This window comes from Streptomyces sp. NPDC029151 (assembly GCF_055564315.1).
Genome location: NZ_JBVHWQ010000002.1, coordinates 384,464 through 403,736, shown reverse-complemented (window position 1 = coordinate 403,736; position 19,273 = coordinate 384,464). Strand labels below are relative to the sequence as shown.

Sequence of the window (19,273 nt, the reverse complement as noted above, 5' to 3'; positions counted from 1 at the left end):
CTTCCCCCTCCACTCCCTCCCCCTTCCTCTCCCCCTCGTCTCCCCCCTCCTCCCCTCCCCCCCCCCCCCCCCCCCCCCCCCCCACCGCCGACCACCGCCAGGGACACCGACCACGGGGGGACCCACGCATGTCCGACACCGCCCGCGCCGCGCTCGACGGCGCCCGCCTCTACCTCTGCACCGACGCCCGCAGGCGCCAGGGCGACCTGCCCGAGTTCCTGGACGCGGTCCTGGCCGGTGGTGTCGACATCGTGCAGCTGCGTGACAAGGGCATGGAGGCCGCCGAGGAACTGGAGCACCTGGAGGTCTTCGCCGACGCCTGCGCGAGGCACGGCAAGCTGCTCGCGGTCAACGACCGGGCCGACGTCGCGCACGCCTCCCGGGCCGCGCACCCCTTCGGCGCCGCCGTGCTCCACCTCGGCCAGGGCGACCTCCCGGTCCCCGCGGCCCGCGCCATCCTCGGCGACGACGTCCTCATAGGCCGCTCCACCCACTCCGAGGCGGAGGCCGGGGCCGCCGCCGTCCAGGAGGGCGTCGACTACTTCTGCACCGGCCCCTGCTGGCCCACCCCCACCAAGCCCGGCCGCCACGCCCCCGGCCTGGACCTGGTCCGCCACACGGCGGGCCTCGGCACCGACCGCCCCTGGTTCGCCATCGGCGGCATCGACCTGGGCACCCTGGACCAGGTGCTGGACGCGGGCGCCCGCCGGGTGGTCGTGGTCCGTGCGATCACCGAGGCAGACGACCCGGGCGCCGCGGCGGCGGAGTTCGCGAAGCGGCTGCGCGACGCCCGCTAGCGCCGTTCTGTCCACCTGCTGGACAGGAATCCGGCAATTCGGGCAAATTTCCGATGTGTGGTTGGGGGACCGCCCACCCCTGGCTAACCTGCCGGTATGGCCCTCGGAACCGCATCCACCAGGACTGATCGCGCACGCACCGTGCGCGACATCCTCGCCACCGGCAAGACGACGTACTCCTTCGAGTTCTCGGCGCCGAAGACCCCCAAGGGCGAGCGGAACCTGTGGAGCGCGCTCCGGCGGGTCGAGGCGGTCGCCCCCGACTTCGTCTCCGTGACCTACGGCGCCGGCGGCTCGACCCGCGCGGGCACGGTCAAGGAGACCCAGCAGATCGTCGCGGACACCACGCTGACCCCGGTCGCCCACCTCACCGCGGTCGACCACTCCGTCGCCGAGCTGCGCAACATCATCGGCCAGTACGCGGACGCCGGCATCCGCAACATGCTCGCCGTGCGCGGCGACCCGCCCGGCGACCCGATGGGCGAGTGGGTGGCACACCCCCGGGGCGTCACCTACGCGGCCGAACTCGTCCGCCTCATCAAGGAGTCGGGCGACTTCTGCGTGGGTGTCGCCGCGTTTCCGGAGATGCACCCGCGCTCCTCGGACTGGGACACCGACGTCGCCCACTTCGTGGACAAGTGCCGTGCGGGCGCCGACTACGCCATCACACAGATGTTCTTCCAGCCGGAGTCGTACCTGCGGCTGCGCGACCGCGTGGCCGCGGCGGGCTGTGACACCCCCGTCATCCCGGAGGTCCTGCCGGTCACCAGCGTGAAGATGCTGGAGCGGTTGCCGAAGCTCAGCAACGCCCATGTCCCGGACGCCCTGAAAGAGCGGATCCTCACAGCGAAGGACGATCCGGCGGCGGTACGCTCCATCGGTATCGAGTTCGCCACGGAGTTCTGCGCTCGGCTGCTGGCCGAGGGAGTGCCCGGACTGCACTTCATCACGCTCAACAGCTCCACGGCGACCCTGGAAATCTACGAGAACCTGGGCCTGCACCACCCCCCGCAGGCCTAGACCGGCCGCACCGCGGTACGACACACTGCGTAGCGGTCACTGGGAGAGGGGCGTACATGGGCTGGACGGTCCTCTACATCGCGTTCGGTGTCGTCGCGCTGTGGTTGCTGGGCGAGGTACTGCTGCAGTACAAGGCGCGGCTGCGCTGGCGTCTGCTCGCCTTCGCCGGATTCCTCGGCGTGGTGCTGGGCGTGCTGATGCCGTCCGTCATCGTGATCGGGCTGGGCGCGATCGCCTTCGCGGTCGGCCAGACCTACGTGACGCTGTCGTTCCGGCGCGGCTTCGCGTCCGGCTGGGCCGTCAAGCGGCCCGGTCCCGAGGCCGCCGGCGGCACCAAGCGCCGCCGCGGCCGCGCGGACCGCCACGGTCCCGGCGCGCAGGGTCCCGCCCCCGAGGCCGCCGGGCCCGACGACGAGCAGGCCGGCGACCCCGGCGGCTACGGCCCCGTCCGGACGCACGGCGACTTCGACGGCGGCCACGGCGGCCACGGCGGCCACGACGACTACGACGACTACGACCGCGACGACGTCTTCACCCCGGCCGCCGCCCGCACCGCCGAGCCGGCCGCCGCCGAGACCACCGCCGTCTACGAGCCGCAGCCCCTCCCCGAGGACACCGGCTCCTACGGCGTCTACGGCGACACCACCGCCCCCGCGAACTCCGCCCAGCAGAGCCACGCCTACGACTACTCGGGCTACGGCCAGCAGGGCTACGGCTACGACAGCACGGGCCAGCAGAGCTACGCCAACTACTCCGACCCGTACATCGGCAGCCAGTCCTACGGCTCCTACGACCCCGCGTACGGCCAGCAGTACGGGCAGCAGCAGGGCTACGCCCAGGACCCGTACGCCACGGGCGGTTACGGCGAGACCCCGGCCGGCGGGGTGTGGGTGCCGCAGCAGCGCACCGACGAGACCTACGGCGGCGAACTCCCGCAGGAGCAGCCGTACCCGCACCAGCCGGACGGCCGGCAGCCGCAGCCCGGGGCCGGGTACGACGAGCAGTACCGCTTCTGAGTCACCGGGAGCCGCGGAACTCCGGGCCCTCCACGATCAGCCCGGCCACCAGCGCGCCCGACATCCCGGCGTGCGGGAGGCCGCCGCCGGGGTGGGACCAGCCGCCGGCCGTGAACAGGCCCGGAACCGCCGTGGTGTTGGCCGGATGCAGCACGCCCTCCGGCCCCGCCAGCGCGGGCGGCGGAACCGCGCCGCCCGTGGCGCCCGTCTCCCGCTCGGTGTCCAGCGGGGTGCGGACCTCGCGCCACAGCACCCGCTCGCGCAGCCCCGGCACGGCGCGCTCGGCGGCGGCGACCATCCGGTCGGCGAAGGCGTCGGCGGCCCCCGGCGCCGCCCAGTCGAACTCCGCGGCCGACGGCACGGTGGCCGTCAGCACCAGGGACTCGTGGTTCGCGTCGGGCCGCAGCGAAGGGTCGTCCGGGCGGTCCACGACGACCTGCGGGACGTCCGGCAGCTCCCCGTGCCGGAACAGGTCCAGATCCCCGTCGGCGTCGGCCGTGTGCACCACCGTGCGGTGCACGGCACCGGGCTCCCGCGCCCCGCGCAGCGCCAGGCACACGACCGCACGGCCCGGGTAGCGGTCCTCCGGGTCCAGGGGGACGTCCCGCGCGCCGTACACCTCGCTGCCCGGGACCATGCCGCGCAGCCGCCACGGCCCCGCGCCGACGACGAAGTCCGCCTCCGCCACCGTGCCCCCGGCCAGCTCCACCCCGGCCGCCCGGCCGTCCTCCACCAGGATCCGGGTGACGTCGGCGCCGAAGACGAACTCGACCCGGCGCTTCAGGCACCGCTCGTACACCGCGCGCGCCAGCTCCCGGACGCCGCCGCGCACGTACCAGGTGCCGAAGGCGTGCTCCATGTAGGGCAGCACGGCCGCGCTCGCCGGAGCGGTCCCGGGGTCGGCGCCGTACGCGAGCGCGTACCCGTCGAGCAGCTGGGCCAGCCGGTCGTCGCGCAGCTCCCGCCTGCCGATCTCGAACAGCGTGACCACGCGGCGGGTGCGCAGCAGCCGCTTGTACGAGGTGCCCGGATACGGCTCCTTCCCGGCCAGCACCTCCCAGTTGGGCCACAGCGGCTCCTCCAGCAGCGGCCGGCGGGTGCGGTCCCATGCCTCCCGGGCCCGCACCAGGAAGTCGCCCCAGCGCTCGCCCGCCCCCGCGCCCAGCGCCTCGTCCAGGGCCGCGACCACCCCCGCGCGGGAGGCGTTGGGCAGGGACACCTCGGTGCCGTCCGCGAAGACGTGCCGCGCGGACGGGTCGACCTGGACCAGCTCGACGCAGTCCTCCAGCGGCTCCTTGCCGGTCTTGACGAACAGATCGCGGTACACGGCGGGCAGCGTCAGCAGTCCCGGACCCGTGTCGAAACGGAAGCCCTCCCGCTCGAACCGGCGCACCGCACCGCCGTACGTCTCCGTACGCTCGTACACCACCACCCGGTGGCCCGCGACGGCCAGCCGGGCGGCAGCCGCCATCGCGCCCATCCCGGCGCCGATCACCGCAATCCGTGCCATGACCGCGACTTTATCGACCGCCACGGACACTCCGGCCGCCGGGCGGCCGCGGCGCAGGTCAGGCACCTCGTGAGGCCAGGCGTCGCTCCTCCCGGCGCTGGGCCCGGCGGCGCAGGAAGCGCCGGATGCGCGAGGCCAGGAACAGCAGCACCAGCAGCCCGCCGGCCAGCAGCACGGCCGCGACGACCGCCGCCGCCAGCGGATGGAACATCGCGAACGCGACGACACCGCCGGCCCCGAGATCCTCGGCGACGCTGAGCACGAGGTTGCTGAACGGCTCCGGCGAGGTGTTGACGGCCATCCGCGTCCCGGCCTTGACGGTGTGGCTGGCCAGCGCGGTGGACCCGCCGACCAGGGCGGCCGCCACATCGGAGAGCGAGCCGCTCTGCCCGGCGAGCAGCGCCCCCACCCACGCCCCGGCGAGCGGACGGACCACCGTGTGCACGGAGTCCCACAGCGAGTCGACGTACGGGATCTTGTCGGCGACCGCCTCGCACGCGAACAGCACCCCCGCCACGATCAGCACCTCGGGGCGCTGGAGGGTCTGCGGGATGTCGTCGCCGACTCCCGTCACGCCGAAGAGGCCGAGCAGCAGCACCACCGCGTAGGCGTTGACGCCGCTGGCCCAGCCGCTGGTGAAGACCAGGGGGAGTACGGACACGGACGCGATCGTAGCCAGCCGGCGGGCCGCCGTCGTGGGCACGCGCGCGTACGGCTGAGTACGCGTACTCAGACGGCGAGATGAGTAGGTACGCGGATGGGGCGGCGGGCGCCGGGACGAGAGAGTGGAGCCACGGCAAGGGGGCGTGGCCCGGCACCGCCGACACGGGGCGGCGGAACGGGGCCCGCCCGCGGGCCGCTCCTTCCGCCGATCCGTCGGCGGAAGCGAGACACGGGGGCCTCGGGGGAAGACCACCACGGGGGTCCGCACGGGGGAACCCGTACGGGGGAGTGCGGGGAGGAAGTACGGGGGAACCACGGGGGACACACCGGGAGGGACGGGGTTCACGGGGGATCACGGGGAAGCCCGGGACGTCCCGGTGTACGGGGGAAAGGGAAGGCGCCGGTCCGGCAGTGGACCGGCGCCTTCCGCGTGCGTCCCGCGGTCCCGTCTCAGACGGTGCCGCTGACCCGCCCCTGGAGCAGCCGCGACAGGGCCGCGTGGACGTCGTCCAGGGAGCGCTCGGGCTGGAAGGACTTCCAGTCCAGCGCGGCCACCAGGACCATGCCGACCAGCGCCGCCGCCGTCAGCTGGATGTCGATCTCGCCGCTGAACTCGCCGGCCGCCACGCCGTCCCGCAGCACCCCCTCGACCACCGCGACCGCCTCCTGCCGCACCACCATCAGCGTGGACTGCCAGGCCCGGTTGGTGCGCCACAGCTCGGCGACGTACAGCTGGGTGAAGGCCGGGTAGCGGTCGATGAAGACCAGGCCCGCGCGGATCATCGCGTCCAGTGCGTCGACCTTGCCGCGGCCCTCGCGTGCCGTCTCCTCGGCCGCCTCCCTCAGGGAGGCGGTGAGCAGGCCGACGCCGTGCCTCAGCAGCTCCTCGAAGAGAACGGACTTGCTCGCGAAGTTGTAGTAGACCGTGCCCTTCGCGACCCCGGCCCGCTCGGCGATCTCGTCCACCGTGGTCGCGGAGAAGCCCTGCTCGGCGATGAGCGTGACGGCCGCCTCGTAGAGCTTCTGCCGGGTGGCCTCGCGGCGCGTGCTGCCGCCGGCCTTGGCGCTGCTGCTTTCCATGGCCCCGATTCTCACAGGTACGCGCGCCTGCGGACGCGGCCCGGGGATCACAGGCTCAGCTCCGGGTGCAGCCGGTCCAATGTCCACACCTGGCGGCGGCGGGCCGCGAGGGCGGTCAGCGCGAGGGCGCCGGCGGTGAACGCGGCGAGCACCCCGCAGGCCTGCCACACGGGGCCGAGCCCACCGCCCGTGATCAGCCGGCGCAGCGCCTCCACGATGTAGCTCATCGGCAGGTACGGGTGGATCGCGTTGAAGAAGCCGGGGCTGGTCTGCACCGGATAGGTGCCGCCCGCCGAGGTCAGCTGGAGCATCAGCAGGGCGAGCACCAGGATCCGGCCGGCCGCGCCGAAGCGGGCGTTCAGCCACTGCACGATCGCCGCGAAACACGCCGTGACCAGGAACAGGAAGCCCACCGTGCCGGCCGCCCGCACCATCTGCAGCCCGATCGCCCAGTGCAGGACGGCCATCAGCGCGGTCACCTGGAGCACGCCCACGGCCACCACCGGCAGCCAGCCGGCGAACGCGATCCGCCAGGCCGGGGAGCCGGCCGCGAGGGCGCGCCGGTTGAGCGGCGGGATCAGCATGTAGGCCACCATCGCGCCCACCCAGAGCGACAGCGGGATGAAGTAGGGGGCGAACCCGGTGCCGTAGTTCGGCGCCTTGTGCAGGTCGTGGGAGGCCAGCTTGACCGGGTCGGCCATCACGCCGGTGCGCCGGTCGCGGTCCTGCTTGTCGTAGTCCGGGATCCTCTTCGCGCCGGAGTGCAGCCCGCCGGCCAGCTTCCCGGAGCCGTCGGAGAGCTTGTACAGGCCGCCGTTCAGGGTCTCGGCGCCCGACTTGGCGGTGCCGATGCCCTTGTCGAGCGTGACCGCGCCGGTGTGCGCGGTGCCGATCCCGGTGTGCAGCTTCTCGGCGCCGGCGGCGACCTCGTGCGCGCCGGTGTTCAGCTTGTTGATCTTCCTGACGGCGTCGTCGACGTCCTCGGAGAGGTGCGGTGCGCGCTCCGCCAGGGCGTCGGCCTGCTCCTGGAGCGTGCCGAGGTTGTCCCGCATCGTCTTCAGGTCGCCGTCCTGGTCGGCGATGAGCGTGTCGAGGTCGTCGGCGACCGCGGCGACCTCCCTGGCGGCGGTCCTGGCCCGCTTCAGGTCCGGGCAGACCGGGTCGGGGAGGGCCGCGGGCTCGCACCGCTTGCGGTACACCTCGTCCAGGACGGCGGCGGACGCGTGGGCGGTCCTGGCGGCGCCCGGCGCCACCTTCACCAGCACGTCGAGGTTGTCCTTGACCGCCTTGGCCGAGTCGGAGACCAGCCTGGCGGTGTCGCCGATGGTCTTCTCGTTGGTCCGGACGAACGGGCCGGCCTTGGCGTAGACGCCGTTGACCTTGTCGGCGAGCGCCTGGGTGCCGTCGGCGACCTGCCGCGAGCCGTCCTGGAGGTCACCGGAGCCGGTGTCGAGCTTCTTCAGGCCCTTGGCCAGCTTGCCGCTGCCGCCCTTGGCCTCCTTCAGCCCGTCCGCGAGGTCCTTGGACCCCTTCTCCGCCTTTCCGATGCCGCTGTTCAGCTTGTCGGCGCCCTGCGCGGCCGTGACGGTCTTGTCGTGGATGTCGGAGAAGGACACGAAGATCTTGTCCAGGAAGGTCCGGGAGGCCTTCGTGGACGCGGCCGTGCGCACCTCGCTGAAGACGGTGCGGGAGATCTGGCCGACGATGTAGTTGTTCGCGTCGTTGGTGCGCACGCGGAGGGCGCCGGTCTCGGGGGAGCCGCCCGAGCTGGACGCGACACGGCGGCTGAAGTCGGCCGGCATGGTCAGCGACAGGTAGTAGGTGCCGTCCTCGACACCCGCGCGGGCCTCCTCGTCGCTCACCTCGTGCCAGGCGAAGGTCCGGCTGTCGCGCAGCCCGTCCACGATGTCGTCCCCGGCGGTGATCTTCTTTCCGCCCGCCGTGGCGCCCTTGTCGTCGTTCACCAGGGCCACCGGGATCCGGTCCAGACGGCCGTACGGGTCCCAGAAGGACCACAGGTACAGGGCGCCGTACAGCAGGGGCAGCACGAGCAGGGCGACCAGAGCGGCGCGCGGCAGCCTGCCGCGCCCGAAGCGCCTCAGCTCAAGCGCGGCCAGCCTCGGTGAGCGCATCGCCGGTCTCCTCCTCCGTCTCTTCCCGCTTCGCTTCCTGCTTGTCCTGCCGCTTGTCCTGCTGTTTGTCCTGCTGCTTCGCGTGCCGCTCCTCCGGGTCCTGCTCCGGCTCGGTCGTCTGCGACGTCGTCGCCACGGCGACGCAGTCCCGGGGCGCGGTGCGGCAGACGGCCACGACCGTCGTCCCCGCGCGCGTGAGGGAGCGCAACACGTCCCACATCGCGGCGCGTTCGTCGTCCGAGAGCTTCATGTCGACGTCGTCGACACCGAGCAGCCGGGGCCGGCCGAGCAGGGCCAGCGCCAGGGACAGCCGCAGCTCCTGCGGCCGCTCCAGATCGCGCACCGCGGTCCGGGAGCCCTTCGGGAGGGTCTCCGGGTCCAGCCCCGCGGCGGCCAGCGCCGCGTCGACCCGCAGCCGTGCCTCGTGCACACGCTGGGCGCGGGGCCGCAGCAGCTCGCGCAGGGAGTCGCCGAACCGGCGCTGCAGCAGGGCCCGTTCGCGCAGGTGCTCGCCGACGGTCAGGGCCGGCTCCAGGTCGGTCACGCCGGCCACGTTGGCCACCGCGCTGACGCGGCGCAGGGCCGCCATGTGCCGGGGGAGTTTGAACCCGCCGATCGCGGCCACTCCTTCGGTGGGCTTCATCCGTCCCGTGAGCGCGAGCAGCAGACACGTGCGGCCGGAGCCGGACGGTCCCTCGATCGCGATCAGTGAGCCGGGCTCCGCGTCCACGGTCACCCCCCGGAAGGCCCACCCCCGTGGCCCCCGGAGCCCGAAGCCCTCGGCCCTGACGCCCGCGCCGACCGCGGCGTCCGCCCCGCCCGTGCCGTCCACTGAGCCCCCTGCGCACTATTTGAACTGACTGGTCAGTGCAAAAATACGCCCGAACCCCTGATCGAGGCAAAGGCCCAGGTCAGAACGGATTGTCAGTGGCATACCGCACGATGGGCACATACGGCATTCATGCCGTCACCCAGACGACAGGAGGTTCGTCATGGCCCACTCGTCCGCAGCCGCCGCCCGCCGGCGCCGCGCCACCGGCCCTGCCCCCTCACTGACCGGCCCGGCGAGCGACGTGCACCCCGTGCTCCGCCGGGCCACGGCCCCGCCCGCCGCCCTCGACCTGCTCGCCCAGGCGCGCACCGGACTGGAGGAGGCCACTGTCCTGGACACACCCAACGAGCGCTATGCGACGGCCCACCTGGCCGCCCTGCGCACCGCCGCCGCCGTCCTCGCCGCCCGCGGCCGGCCCGAGACCACCCCGCGTCGCAGGGCGCGGATCCGCAGCGCCTGGGAGGTGCTGCCCGAGATCGCCCCGGAGCTGACCGAGTGGAGTGCGCTGTTCGCCTCCGGCGCCGCCCGCCGCGCCCGCGCCGAGGCGGGCATCCAGGGCGCGGCCGGACAGCGGGACGCCGACGACCTGATACGGGACGCGGCGATGTTCCTGCGCATCGTGGAGCGGATGCTCGTCCTCCAGCCGGTCCTGCCCCAGCCCCGCCAGGACGGCGCCGCCGGCACCGGCACGGGCTCCGGCCCCGACACGGACGGTGCTCCTCCGGGGACGGGAGGCGACCTGCCGGACGCGGGCTGACCGGGCGGGGCACGCCGGCCGGCCGCGGAATCTCCCCGGTGCGCCGTCGCAGTGACCGGGCGGGGCACGGAGGCAATAGGGTGGGCTTCGCCTGACGTTCCACCCTGCCGAGGAGTCAACTACCGTGTCGGACCCGACGCGCCCACCCGTCTCCCCTCACCAGCCCCGACCGACGTCGCTGCGCTCCGACGCCCCTCGATCCCGCGCCTCCCTCCGCAACGCCGTGGTCTGGGAGGTCCTGCAGGACGCCCTCGACCGCCGGGTCAAGGCCACGGGCCGGGAATCGCTGGACGTCCTGGACACCGGAGGCGGCAGCGGCAACTTCGCCGTGCCCGTCGCCCGCCTCGGCCACCGGGTCACCGTGGTCGACCCCAGCCCCAACGCCCTGTTCGCGCTGGAGCGCCGCGCCGCCGAAGCCGGCGTCGCCGACCGGGTCAAGGGCGTCCAGGGCGACGCGCACGGCCTGTTCGACGTGGTCGAGCGCGGTGGCTACGACGCCGTGCTGTGCCACGGCGTCCTGGAGTACGTCGACGACCCGGCCGAGGGCATCCGCAACGCGGTCGCCGCACTGCGCTCCGAAGGCGTCCTGAGCCTGCTCGCCGCCGGCCTCGGCGGTGCCGTGCTCGCCCGCGCGCTCGCCGGCCACTTCACGGAGGCCCGGCAGGCGCTCCAGCACCCCGACGGCCGCTGGGGTGCCGGCGACCCGATGCCCCGCCGCTTCACCGCCGAGCAGCTCACCGCGCTCGTCGAGGGCGCCGGTCTGCGGGTCGGCGCGGTCCACGGCGTGCGGGTCTTCGCCGACCTGGTGCCCGGCGTCCTGGTGGACACCGAGCCCGGTGCCCTCGACGCCCTGCTGAGGCTGGAGGCCGCGGCGGCCGAGCTCCCCGCGTTCCACTCCGTCGCCACTCAGCTGCACGTGCTCGGTGAGACGGCCGGTGCCGCCGGGGCCTGAGCGCCTCACCGGCTCCCGGTGCACCACCGGGACAAGCCGCTGATCAGCGCCTCGGCCGCGGATGGAGTACGCCACAAGCCCCCCGATCGAGGGGTTTGCGCCGTATGATCGAGGTACACCACCCGGCATGACGGGTCGGCTGCCGGGGAATGGAAGCCTCAGCGAGCCGGGACGGCCATGACGGATTCCGGTTGGCCGATTGGCGTAGAGGGGCGGGTTTCACGGGGGCGATTCCCTGCCTATCCTGAAGGGACCCCCCGGGTCGCCCCCGGCGACTGCACGATGAGGAGGACTCCGTGCCGCTCTCTGAGCACGAGCAGCGAATGCTTGAGCAGATGGAGCGAGCGCTGTACGCCGAAGACCCCAAGTTCGCGTCGGCGCTTGAGGGAAACGGGCTGCGGACGTACACCCGGCGGCGGGTCTACCAGGCGGTCGCAGGCTTCCTCGCGGGTATCGCGCTCCTCATGGCCGGAATGGTCGCGCAGCTGATCTGGGTCAGCGTGGTCGGTTTCCTCGTCATGCTCGGCTGTGCCGTGCTCGCCGTCACCGGCTGGCGCAAGGCCCCGAAGCCGGGGGAGCAGGCCCCGGGCGCGCTGCGCCACCAGCCGCGTCCCAAGCGCTCCGTGATGGACCGCATCGAGCAGCGCTGGCAGCGCCGCCGGGACGAACAGGGACACTGAACAAGGGCACCGGCCAGGGGCGCCGCCCGCACGGCGTCTTCCCGGGCCGGGCCACGGCGGCGGATCTCCGCCGCGGCGGACATGCGTGAGGGGCGGCCACCGGATGGTGGCCGCCCCTCACGCATGTGCTCGGCCCGGTCGCCCCTACGCTCAGCCCTGCTGCCTCGACGGCCGGCGCAGCGTCGGGCGGGCCGCCGCGACCCGGGCCCGTAGAGCCGACCAGCGGGCCGACACCGCCCACAGCACCCGGACCGAGGAGCGGGGCAGGAACAGCGCCCGCAGCCGTGTCCCGGTGCCCACCGTGGCCCGCAGCCCCTCGGTCACCCGGCGCACGTCCTCGGCCGCTCCCGCCGCCGGGCGCGGCCGGGGCGCGTAGAGCACCTGCTCCACCGCGTCCGCCACCCGGTGCACGGCGCCGCCGGCGGCCGGATCGAGCCGGCCGAGCCGGACGATCCGGTCGGCGGCCTTGCGCGGGGTCAGCGACTCGTCCGGGGTGATGCCGTGGTCCCAGGCGCTGTCCGTCAGCTCCTGCCAGGCCGCCAGGGTGTGCGCCGCCACGCCCTCCGCCGTCCGGGCGTGCCCGCCCAGCCGCAGTGCGCGCACCCGCTGCCGCCACAGCAGCGGCGACAGGGGCACGGCCAGGACCACCAGCGCGCCCAGCCCGATCAGCAGCCAGCCCCACCAGTCCGTACCGCCGCCCTCGTGGTGCGGGACCGCCGCCGCGGACGGGCTGTCACAGGCCTCCAGCCGGCGCAGCCCCCCGGCGCAGCCCTCGCTCGGCGAGGCCGCCACCGAGGGCGCCGCGGACGCGCCCCTGGACGGCAGCGTCTGCTCCGGCAGCGAGCTGCCGGGCGTGTCCGGCTGCGTGTACGACGGGGTGGTGCCGCGGGTCGGGGTCGGCTCGAACCGGGTCCAGCCCACGCCCTCGAAGTACAGCTCGGGCCAGGCGTGGGCGTCCTTCTGGCTGACCGCGATCGTGCCGTCGGCCTGCGGGGTGCCGGGCGCGAAGCCCACCGCGACCCGGGCCGGGATGCCGAGGGTGCGGGCCATCGCCGCCATCGCGAAGGAGAAGTGGACGCAGAAGCCCTCCTTCTGCTTCAGGAAGTTCGCTATGGCGCCGGGACCGCGGCCCACCTTCACCGAGGTGTCGTACTGGAATCCCCCGGTGACGGCGAACCAGTCCTGGAGCTTGACGGCCTCCTCGTAGTGGTTGTCGGCGCCCGCGGTGATCTCCTCCGCGGTGCGCTCCACCACCTTCGGCAGCGAGGGCGGCACCTTGGTGTACTCGTTCTGCAGCGCGGCCGGCGGTTCGGGCGCGGCGGCCAGCTGTTGCGCGGTCGGCCGCACGTCCAGGCTGGTCACCCGGTAGGTCTCGCCGCGGGTGGTCTGGCCGCGGTCGCCGACCAGGGTCATCCCCACGGGTTCGTACCGCCACCGCCCGCTGACCTTCACCCCGCTCGGCGGGTAGGGCATCGGCAGCCAGTTCTGGGCGTACCAGTCCGAGGCCCGGACCGTGGTGCGCACGGTGCCGCGCTTGACGCCGTCGCCCAGGCCGACGGGCGTGGGCAGCCGGTCCGGCACGCCGACGATGTGCCGCTGGGCCGGGGTCCAGGTGGTGCCGTCGAACTCGTCCAGGGAGACGATCCGCAGGTACAGGTCGGAGAGGTCGCTCGTGTCGGTCCGCAGGGACAGCACCTGGCGGTCGTCGTTCGTGTTCAGGTTGTCGCGCAGCGACACCAGCGGGTTGACCGCGGAGACCGTGCCCCCGTGGCCGCCGCCCGCCCCCACACCGGTGCCGGCGGCGTCCAGCAGGCCGCCGTGCATCGCGGGCAGGGCGAGCGGCACCATCAGGGACACGCCGAGTGCGACCGCGCCGATCCGCCGTCCCGTGCGCACCGGTGCCACGGCGCCCGCCTCCGGGGCACCCGGGGCCCGCGGCGCGCCGCCGAAGACCCGGCCCCACTGGGCGAGCCGGTCCCGGCCCTCCGCCAGCAGCAGCATCAGGTATCCGCCCGCCGCCACCAGGAACCACAGCCAGTCGGCGCCGCCGTCGGAGAGCCCGGCGGCCACCGAGTACAGCGCGAGCAGCGGCAGCCCGGCCGGGGCGGCGCTGCGGAAGGTCACCGCGAGCGTGTCCACCAGCAGCCCGATGACGAGCACCCCGCCGATCAGCATCAGCTTGATGCCGTCGGTGACCGGCGCCGGTATCGCGTACCGGCTGACGTCGTCCGCGCCCTGCTGGAGCAGCGCGGCGAAGTACCGGAAGGTGTCCGGGCCGGGGACCAGCCCGGCGATCGCGTGCTGCCGTGCGAAGACCAGGGTCAGCAGCACCAGGGTCACCACGGCCTGCGCCGCCACGGTCAGCGGCCGGCCCAGCGGCACCCGGCGGGCCGCCGCACCCACCCCGGCCTGCACGGCCACCAGCGGCACCAGCTGCAGCAGCCAGGTCGGCTCGGCGACCAGGGGCAGCAGCGCGCAGGAGGCCATCAGGGTGGCCGCCGCCGCGCACAGCGCCAGTCGTGCCCGCCCGCTCATCCCCGTGCCTCCCCGTTCACCGCGGCCAGGCCCGAGCGCTCCCGGTCCGCCTGCCGCCACAGTTCGTCCAGCGAGGCGCCGCGCGGCACGCTCAGCGCCGTCCAGCCCGCCTCGCGCAGCATCCGCAGCCGCTCCGCGTGCCCGTCGCCCGGGCGGGGCACGTCGGTCGCCTCCCGCGTCCAGACGTCCGGGTCCAGCACGAAGGCGACGGCGCCGCCGCTGCGCCGGCTCATCTTGGCGACCGTCGTCGCCTGCTCCTCGGTCAGGTCGCCGAGGAAGGCGATCAGCAGCCCCTCGTTGCCGCCGCGCAGCACGTCGTAGGCCCGGGACAGCCCGGTGCCGTCGGAGTGGTCGATCACCGCGAGGGTGTCCAGCAGCAGGCCGGCCGCGTCCGCCGTCTCCTGGCCGCTGCCCGCGAAGCCGTCGCCGGCCTCGCCGGGCACCGCGCTGCCACCGTCGGTCAGCAGCCGCACCGAGAAGCCGCGTTCCAGCATGTGCACCAGCACCGAGGCGGCGCCGGAGACCGCCCACTCGAAGGCCGCGTCCGGGCCCGCGCCCTCGTAGGCACCGCCGCGGGTGTCGAGGAGGACCGTGCACCGGGACCGCCGGGGCTGCTCCTCGCGGCGCACCATCAGCTCGCCGTAGCGGGCGGTGGACCGCCAGTGCACCCGGCGCAGGTCGTCGCCGTAGCGGTATCCGCGCGGGATGACGTCGTCCTCGCCGGCCAGGGCCAGCGAGCGCTGCCGCCCGTCGCCGTACCCCCGGGCCTCGCCGGCGAAGCGGACCGGGGCCAGCGGCTCCACGCGCGGGATCACCGTCAGGGTGTCGTACGTCGAGAAGGAGCGGGTCAGCTCGCACATGCCGAAGGGGTCCGTCAGCCGCAGCTGGAGCGGGCCCAGCGGATAACGGCCCCGCAGGTCCGACCGGACCCGGTAGGAGACCTCGCGGCGGCCGCCCGGCTCGACCCGGTCCAGCACGAACCGGGGCCGGGGTCCGAGGACGTAGGGCACCCGGTCCTGGAGCATCAGCAGACCGGTCGGCAGCCGGGAGACGTTGTCCATGCGCAGGTGCACCCGGGCCTCGCTGCCGGCCGGGACGCGCGCGGGGGCGAGGCGGCGGCCGGCGGCCACCCGGTAGCGGGTGCGGTACAGCACGGCCGCGCAGATCAGGGGCAGCACGGCGAGCAGCAGGCCGACCCGCAGCAGTTCGCTCAGCCCCAGCACGAACGAACAGACCGCGGCGGCGATCCCGGCCGCGAGGAAGGAGCGGCCCCGGGTGGTGAGACCCGCCAGGGCCGTACGCACCCCGCTCGTCTCCCCGCGGTCGGCCTCGGCCGGCGCGGGCCCCCCGGAACTGCTCATCACAGACTCCGCGGCGGCTGCTGGGGATAGGCCGGGATGGTCCGGCCCAGGTCGCCGAAGCCTCCCTGCCGGCCCGGGGCCGCGGGCACCGGGGTGTGCTGCAGGATCTCCAGCACGACCTGTTCGGCCGTACGACGGTTGAGCTGGGCCTGGGCGGTCGGCAGCAGGCGGTGGGCGAGGACGGCGGCGGCGAGCGCCTGGACGTCGTCCGGCAGCGCGTACTCCCGGCCGGCCAGGGCCGCGGACGCCTTCGCCGCGCGCAGCAGGTGCAGCGTCGCGCGCGGGGAGGCACCGAGTCTGAGGTCGGGATGGGTGCGGGTGGCGGCGACCAGCTCGACCGCGTACCGCCGGACCGCCTCGGAGACGTGCACCTCGCGCACGGCCTCGATCAGCTTCACGATGTCGTGCGCGTGCGCCACCGGCTGGAGGTCCTCCAGCGGGCTGACCCCGCCGTGGATGTCCAGCATCTGCAGCTCGGCCTCGACGCTCGGGTAGCCGACGGAGACCCGGGCCATGAAGCGGTCGCGCTGGGCCTCGGGCAGCGGGTAGGTGCCCTCCATCTCGACCGGGTTCTGGGTGGCCACCACCATGAAGGGGCTGGGCAGTTCGTACGTCTGCCCGTCGATGGTGACCTGCCGTTCCTCCATGGACTCCAGCAGCGCGGACTGGGTCTTGGGCGAGGCGCGGTTGATCTCGTCGCCGATCACGATCTGCGCGAAGATGGCGCCCGGCTTGAACTCGAAGTCCCGGCGCTGCTGGTCCCAGATGGACACACCGGTGATGTCCGAGGGCAGCAGGTCCGGGGTGAACTGGATGCGCCGCACCGAGCAGTCGATGGACCGCGCCAGCGCCTTGGCGAGCATCGTCTTGCCCACCCCGGGGACGTCCTCGATCAACAGGTGGCCCTCGGCGAGCAGCACGGTCAGCGCGAGCCGTACGACCTCCGGCTTCCCCTCGATCACGCCTTCCACCGAACCGCGCACCCGCTCCACCGTGGCGGTCAGCTCTTCCCCCACCCTCGAATTCACTCGGGTGGGGGTGCCCCCATGGCTCGCCCGATCGTCATAGGTCGTCACCCGGCCCTCCTCGGCCCGTTCATTCCGGGCCGACGCTCTGTCGTCGCGAAACCGGCCCACCCCGAAACACGGACACCACACCGGAACGGTTCCGCGTGACGTCACACCCCGCATTCTTGCTGCCGTTACCGATTCGTGTCACTCGCCTGTGGACAACTGCCCGCGCGATGTCGGTCTTACGGAGTTTTCGGCCGTAATTCCGACACGGAAGGCGGGGCGGTTGGGGCGGGACACGAAGCGGCCGGTCACGGAGCAGGACGCGGGGCGGGGTGGCCGGCCGGTTCGCTCATGTGTCCGGGTCAGGCCGGGTCGACCTCGCGCAGCAGACCCGTGCGCACGTCGAAGACGAAGCCCCGGACGTCGTCCTTGTGCAGCAGGAAGGGCGAGGTGCGCACCCGCTGCATGGACTGGCGCACGTCCTGGTCCACGTCCCGGAAGGACTCCACCGCCCAGGCCGGACGCTGTCCGACCTCCATCTCCAGCTCGTTGCGGAAGTCCTCGGTGAGGGCCTCCAGGCCGCAGCCCGTGTGGTGGATCAGCACGATGCTGCGCGTGCCCAGCTTGCGCTGGCTGATGGTCAGGGACCGGATGACGTCGTCGGTGACCACACCGCCCGCGTTGCGGATGGTGTGGCAGTCGCCGAGCTGCAGGCCGAGGGCCTTGTGCAGGTCGAGGCGGGCGTCCATGCAGGCGACGACGGCGACGTGGAGCACCGGGCGGGCGTCCATGCCGGGGTCGGTGAAGGCCTCGGCGTAGCGCCGGTTGGCCTCCACGAGTCGGTCGGTCACGGCGTCGCCAGGAGTTATGGCGCCTTCGGATCCAGTGGGTGCTGCTGCAGAAGTCGTCATACCGACGACGTTACTGGTCACGTCACGTCCCGGCCTGCTGTGGGAGGGGACAAAGAACGCCATCGTGGCTTGTTGTGAGCTAATCCACAGGTGGGCAAAGCCGGTCCGAACGGGTGGATCGGCCCGAATCGCGGTTCCCGCTGTGTGGCGGTGCACGACGCGCAGGCCGGTTGATTGACCATGGGACAGCGTGGACTAAAGTGACGCGAAAGCGGGAGACGAGTCTCTTCCCGCCGACGAAACCCCCGGAGACCCCGGCCGCTACCCGGACTCGTCTCCCCGCGCGCGCGGCGCGTACGTACGGCTCGGGGGACCGACGGTGCGTACGGCCCGCCGGAACTGAGAGGCCCCCTTGAGCCAGAGTCGACACGTCCCGGTGATGCTCCAGCGGTGCCTGGACCTGCTGGCACCCGCCCTGGAGCGTCCCGGAGCGGTGGTCGTCGACTGCACCCTCGGCCTCGGCGGGCACAGCGAGGCCCTGCTCGGCCGGTTCCCCGAGGCCCGGCTGATCGGCCTCGACCGGGACAAGGAGGCGCTGCGCCTGTCCGGCGAGCGGCTGGCCCCGTACGGGGAGCGCGCCACCCTCGTGCACGCCGTCTACGACGAGCTGCCCGACGTACTGCGCCGGCTCGGCATCGCGCGCGTGCAGGGCGTGCTGTTCGACCTCGGGGTGTCCTCCATGCAGCTGGACGAGGCCGGCCGCGGCTTCGCCTATGCGCAGGACGCGCCGCTGGACATGCGCATGGACCAGACGACCGGGATCAGCGCCGCCGAGGTGCTCAACACCTACCCGGCCGGGGAACTGGTGCGGATCCTGCGCGCGTACGGTGAGGAGAAGCAGGCCAAGCGGATCGTCGCCGCGATCGTACGGGAGCGGGAGAAGGAGCCGTTCGACAACAGCGCGCGGCTCGTGGAACTCATCCGGGACGCGCTGCCGCAGGCCGCCAAGCGCACCGGCGGGAACCCGGCCAAGCGCACCTTCCAGGCGCTGCGCATCGAGGTCAACGGCGAACTGTCCGTCCTGGAGCGGGCGGTCCCGGCCGCCGTGAAGGCGCTGGACGTCGGCGGGCGGATCGCCGTGCTGTCGTACCACTCGCTCGAAGACCGTCTGGTCAAGCACGTGTTCGCGGCCGGCGCCGCCTCCACCGCGCCGCCCGGGCTGCCCGTCGTACCCGAGCGCTACCAGCCGAGGCTCAAGCTGCTCACCCGTGGTGCCGAACTTCCCACCGAGGAAGAGATCGCCGAGAACCGCCGGGCCGCGCCGGCCAGGCTGCGGGGTGCCGAGCGCATCAGGGAGGACGTGGAGTGAGCGAGACGGGTCGGAAGGTCTTCCCCGCGCACCGGGGAAGCGGCTGCCCGCTGGCACCGGGGGAGCAGTGAGCAGGAAACCCGCGCTGAAGGGGAGGGCCGCCCGGCTCGCCCGGCTCTTCCCGGCCGGCCGCGCCCGGGCGGCCCGTACCCCGTTCGTCCTGCTCGTCGTCGTGCTCCTCGGCGGCGGTCTGATCGGCCTGCTGGTGCTGAACTCCGCGCTCAGCGAGGGTTCCTTCGCACTCGACGACCTGCAGAAGCAGACGAAGAGCCTCACCGACCAGGAACAGGCGCTCCAGCGGGACATCGACGCCTACTCGTCGCCCGACGCCCTCCAGCGCCGCGCCCGCGAACTCGGCATGGTCCCCGGCGGAGACCCGGCCTTCCTCGGCCCCGACGGCACCGTCAAGGGCGTCCCCGGCGCCGCAGCCCCCGAGCCCGCGGCCCTCACCGCCCCCGCCCAGCTGCCCCCGGCCGCGCCCCTCGCCGCCCCCTCGCAGCCCTCCCCTCCGCCGTCCCCCCTCCTCCCGGGCGCCCCCGCACCCCCGGCCGCCGCCCCACCGGCCCCGCCCGCCTTCTCCCCGCCCATCCCGACCCCGACCCCCGGCAGGTGACGGAAGTGTCCGACAGGGAACCGCGCCGCCGCGTGCCCGGGCCCGCGTGCGCGCTCCGCCCGGCGGGGCGGGGTGACGGCCGGCCCGGGCGC

At 73.9% G+C, this 19,273-nt stretch carries 17 protein-coding genes; 8 read left to right on the top strand and 9 right to left on the bottom strand.

Going from position 1 to position 19,273, the window contains the following annotated elements; all coding sequences use genetic code 11:
- Positions 1-128: 128 nt before the first annotated feature.
- From thiE to ACZ4VF_RS09550, 3 genes are all read left to right on the top strand, one after another.
- Positions 129-797 (top strand): thiamine phosphate synthase, encoded by a 669-nt coding sequence (gene thiE / locus ACZ4VF_RS09560; protein ID WP_467924387.1) that lies wholly within the window; start codon positions 129-131, stop codon positions 795-797.
- A gap of 96 nt (positions 798-893) precedes the next feature.
- Positions 894-1,817, top strand: a complete 924-nt coding sequence (metF, locus tag ACZ4VF_RS09555) for a methylenetetrahydrofolate reductase [NAD(P)H] (protein WP_467924385.1) — start codon at positions 894-896, stop codon at positions 1,815-1,817.
- Between the two features lie 56 nt (positions 1,818-1,873).
- Entirely contained in the window at positions 1,874-2,833 is a 960-nt protein-coding gene (locus tag ACZ4VF_RS09550) for an SCO2102 family sporulation regulator (RefSeq protein WP_467924383.1), read from the top strand.
- A 1-nt stretch (position 2,834) separates the two neighbouring features.
- Here the strand turns inward: ACZ4VF_RS09550 and ACZ4VF_RS09545 are convergent, their stop codons facing one another.
- The 5 genes from ACZ4VF_RS09545 to ACZ4VF_RS09525 form a co-directional block, all read right to left on the bottom strand.
- Positions 2,835-4,343 carry a phytoene desaturase family protein gene (locus ACZ4VF_RS09545; protein WP_467924381.1) on the bottom strand — a complete coding sequence of 503 codons (1,509 nt, stop codon included), beginning with the start codon at positions 4,341-4,343 and terminating at the stop codon, positions 2,835-2,837.
- Positions 4,344-4,401: 58 nt separating this feature from the next.
- Positions 4,402-5,004 carry a DUF4126 domain-containing protein gene (locus tag ACZ4VF_RS09540; protein WP_467924379.1) on the bottom strand — a complete coding sequence of 201 codons (603 nt, stop codon included), beginning with the start codon at positions 5,002-5,004 and terminating at the stop codon, positions 4,402-4,404.
- Positions 5,005-5,456: 452 nt separating this feature from the next.
- Entirely contained in the window at positions 5,457-6,086 is a 630-nt protein-coding gene (locus tag ACZ4VF_RS09535) for a TetR/AcrR family transcriptional regulator (RefSeq protein WP_467924377.1), read from the bottom strand.
- 47 nt (positions 6,087-6,133) lie between these two features.
- Positions 6,134-8,218, bottom strand: a complete 2,085-nt coding sequence (locus ACZ4VF_RS09530; RefSeq protein WP_467924375.1) for a YhgE/Pip family protein — start codon at positions 8,216-8,218, stop codon at positions 6,134-6,136.
- The gene (locus ACZ4VF_RS09525; protein ID WP_467924373.1) at positions 8,190-9,050 is read right to left on the bottom strand and encodes an ATP-binding cassette domain-containing protein; all 861 of its coding nucleotides are present in this window, start codon (positions 9,048-9,050) and stop codon (positions 8,190-8,192) included. The genes ACZ4VF_RS09530 and ACZ4VF_RS09525 overlap by 29 nt, the downstream gene beginning before the upstream one ends.
- 160 nt (positions 9,051-9,210) lie before the next feature.
- Between ACZ4VF_RS09525 and ACZ4VF_RS09520 the strand changes: the two genes are divergently transcribed.
- From ACZ4VF_RS09520 to ACZ4VF_RS09510, 3 genes are all read left to right on the top strand, one after another.
- Positions 9,211-9,807, top strand: coding sequence for an SAV_6107 family HEPN domain-containing protein (locus ACZ4VF_RS09520; protein WP_467924371.1), 597 nt, complete (start codon positions 9,211-9,213; stop codon positions 9,805-9,807).
- Between the two features lie 124 nt (positions 9,808-9,931).
- Positions 9,932-10,759, top strand: a complete 828-nt coding sequence (locus tag ACZ4VF_RS09515; protein WP_467924369.1) for a methyltransferase — start codon at positions 9,932-9,934, stop codon at positions 10,757-10,759.
- 296 nt (positions 10,760-11,055) lie between these two features.
- A complete protein-coding gene (locus tag ACZ4VF_RS09510) occupies positions 11,056-11,439 on the top strand; it encodes a DUF3040 domain-containing protein (protein WP_467924367.1) in 384 nt (127 codons plus the stop codon).
- A 150-nt stretch (positions 11,440-11,589) separates the two neighbouring features.
- Here ACZ4VF_RS09510 and ACZ4VF_RS09505 read toward each other — a convergent pair whose 3' ends face one another.
- The 4 genes from ACZ4VF_RS09505 to ACZ4VF_RS09490 form a co-directional block, all read right to left on the bottom strand.
- The gene (locus ACZ4VF_RS09505; RefSeq protein ID WP_467924365.1) at positions 11,590-13,974 is read right to left on the bottom strand and encodes a transglutaminase TgpA family protein; all 2,385 of its coding nucleotides are present in this window, start codon (positions 13,972-13,974) and stop codon (positions 11,590-11,592) included.
- A complete protein-coding gene (locus tag ACZ4VF_RS09500; RefSeq protein WP_467924363.1) occupies positions 13,971-15,335 on the bottom strand; it encodes a DUF58 domain-containing protein in 1,365 nt (454 codons plus the stop codon). The genes ACZ4VF_RS09505 and ACZ4VF_RS09500 overlap by 4 nt, the downstream gene beginning before the upstream one ends.
- Positions 15,335-16,411 (bottom strand): AAA family ATPase, encoded by a 1,077-nt coding sequence (locus ACZ4VF_RS09495; protein ID WP_467924361.1) that lies wholly within the window; start codon positions 16,409-16,411, stop codon positions 15,335-15,337. Before ACZ4VF_RS09495 ends, ACZ4VF_RS09500 begins: the two co-directional genes overlap by 1 nt.
- 299 nt (positions 16,412-16,710) lie before the next feature.
- Positions 16,711-17,322, bottom strand: a complete 612-nt coding sequence (locus tag ACZ4VF_RS09490) for a beta-class carbonic anhydrase (protein ID WP_467924359.1) — start codon at positions 17,320-17,322, stop codon at positions 16,711-16,713.
- Positions 17,323-17,611: 289 nt separating this feature from the next.
- On the opposite strand from ACZ4VF_RS09490, the gene rsmH reads away from it, so the two are divergent.
- Together rsmH and ftsL are read left to right on the top strand one after the other, a co-directional pair.
- A complete protein-coding gene (gene rsmH, locus ACZ4VF_RS09485) occupies positions 17,612-18,568 on the top strand; it encodes a 16S rRNA (cytosine(1402)-N(4))-methyltransferase RsmH (RefSeq protein WP_467924357.1) in 957 nt (318 codons plus the stop codon).
- Between the two features lie 67 nt (positions 18,569-18,635).
- Complete coding sequence (gene ftsL / locus ACZ4VF_RS09480; RefSeq protein WP_467924355.1) at positions 18,636-19,181, top strand: cell division protein FtsL; 546 nt, start codon at positions 18,636-18,638, stop codon at positions 19,179-19,181.
- Positions 19,182-19,273 lie beyond the last annotated feature (92 nt).